The sequence below is a fragment of the Rhodococcus sp. (in: high G+C Gram-positive bacteria) genome (genome assembly GCF_049591685.1).
Lineage (GTDB): Bacteria > Actinomycetota > Actinomycetes > Mycobacteriales > Mycobacteriaceae > Rhodococcoides.
Genome location: NZ_JBAWFH010000126.1, coordinates 1 through 1,830, shown reverse-complemented (window position 1 = coordinate 1,830; position 1,830 = coordinate 1). Strand labels below are relative to the sequence as shown.

At 60.4% G+C, this 1,830-nt stretch carries 2 protein-coding genes; both read right to left on the bottom strand.

Annotated elements, in window-relative coordinates:
• Positions 1–160 precede the first annotated feature (160 nt).
• Complete coding sequence (locus WBQ44_RS05505; RefSeq protein WP_495565724.1) at positions 161–1,363, bottom strand: amidohydrolase family protein; 1,203 nt, start codon at positions 1,361–1,363, stop codon at positions 161–163.
• Positions 1,360–1,830, bottom strand: a 471-nt coding sequence (locus WBQ44_RS05500; protein WP_495565723.1) for an amino acid synthesis family protein, incomplete at its 5' end; no start/stop codon positions are given. The genes WBQ44_RS05505 and WBQ44_RS05500, both read right to left, overlap by 4 nt.

Genomic DNA, 1,830 nt, shown 5'->3' with positions numbered 1-1,830 from the left:
CGCGAAGGCCGGTCGATGATGGTATGCGTATCACGCAGTCGCGACGGGAGCCCTATCACCTTGGAAATGTGAAAATCCCGTACCGCAGCCGAAAGACTGCGATACCGGATCCTAGACCTCTGATGATCTTGGAATTCCTTCTGTCGTGCAGGCGCTTTCGTCAGTGCCCAGCCGATGCCAAGTGCGGCATTTCCGGTTCGACCGAGGCGACATGCGCCGCTCGAGGTGTGTTTCTACTGGCGAGATTTCGAATGACTCCCGCTGTGATCACCATCGATATGCCTGGGATATCGCCGATGCCGAGTGCGCCGACTGCGCTGTCGCGAGTCGAACCCCATGGCGCGTCCATAATCACCAAATCTGCTGCTGCGCCTACGCGAACGAACCCTGCTGGCAAGTCCCACGTGGTGGCATTGTTGCCTGTCGCTCCCGCCCACAACAGCGCCGGATCCAGCCCGGAGAACGAGGACAGTTCTGCCACTGTCTTGATGACACCGAGCGGCATTACGCCCGTGCCTGTCGGTGTATCCGATCCGATCACGATTCGATCGAACTTGCCGTCCCCATGGACCTTATGCAGGATCCGCAACGACGATTGTAGATTTCCGGCTTGGACCAGCTGAAGTGCCATCTCAGTGTTGTCGATGATCATGTCGACTCCGGCCGCATCCAGCGACGTCGGTCCACCGTTGATATGTCCACACACATCGGGTGCGAGATAAAGAAGATGCTCCGGCGTGATCGGCTTGCTGCCGGGGATGCTGGCTCCACCGGAGTGACACATCACCTTGATGCCGTGCTCCTGCGCCCACCTCACTTGGTCGTATCCATCGGCTGGATCTTGGTAGAGTCCGAACCCGAATTTCGCCAGACGCACACCGGCCGACTGTAATTCGGCGAAATCTTTCTTCGTGAGCGTTGGTTCGAGGACAACAGCCCCTGCATGGACCGTCATCCCACCGGGGTGAAAGTTACGAAAGCACGACATGGCCGCAATGGCGAGAGCTTTGACACCGATCGCGTCGTGGGGCCGCCCCTGGGCGTGTATCTCCCCGGGAGACACCACGCTGGTGATTCCGCCGTGAACGTAGCTGGCCAAAAAGTCCACGGTTTTCTGCCGCGGTGTGTAGTCGCCAAGAACAACGTGGCAGTGCGAATCGATCAACCCCGGAGCGACGGTCGTCCCGTTCGCGTCGACTCTCGTCGTCGCAGAGCTGATCCGATCGGCCAACTCTGCACCGGTGCCGATTGCTTCGATCACACCGTCGGAGACGATGATCGCGTCAGCCCCGGTCAGTGTGGGATTTTCGAAGTCCCCCGAGAGGATTGTGCCCACGTTGACGATAGCGATGTCGGAGATCATTTTTGCCCTTCCACGTAGTCGGCGCGAGTCATACCGCCCACGCGGGCGTTGATGCGACCACGGTTCGACACTGCCGCGATCACGACCAACTCGTCGGGGTGCGGGGCATCAGGAATGCGGACGGTGACGGCGTCGTAGTGACTGCGAACCCAGACGTCGTCCTTGAAGGCAAGGGGCACATCGATGACCGCGTCCACCCCCGCGGGTTTGGTGACCGACGTGATCCACGCCTCGCCGCCACCGATCGCCTCGCGCAGTGCGTTGCCGAAGATCGACGTGACGGCAGCGTTGATGTGCTCCTGCTCGCCCGCCGAGCCCACCAATCCGGCCTTGCCATAACTTTCGGGGCTCTCCCCGAGCAGATGTATTGCTCGCTCACCGAGCTCGGTTCCGATCTGCGCGGACGCATCGATAATCTCGGACAGATCCTCGACGTATCCGAGTCCGGCGAACGGATTTGTCACCAC

Bases quoted from the DNA above. Each gene is read 5' to 3' on its own strand.
- WBQ44_RS05505 (WP_495565724.1), bottom strand. From the start codon at position 1,363: ATGATCTCCGACATCGCTATCGTCAACGTGGGCACAATCCTCTCGGGG.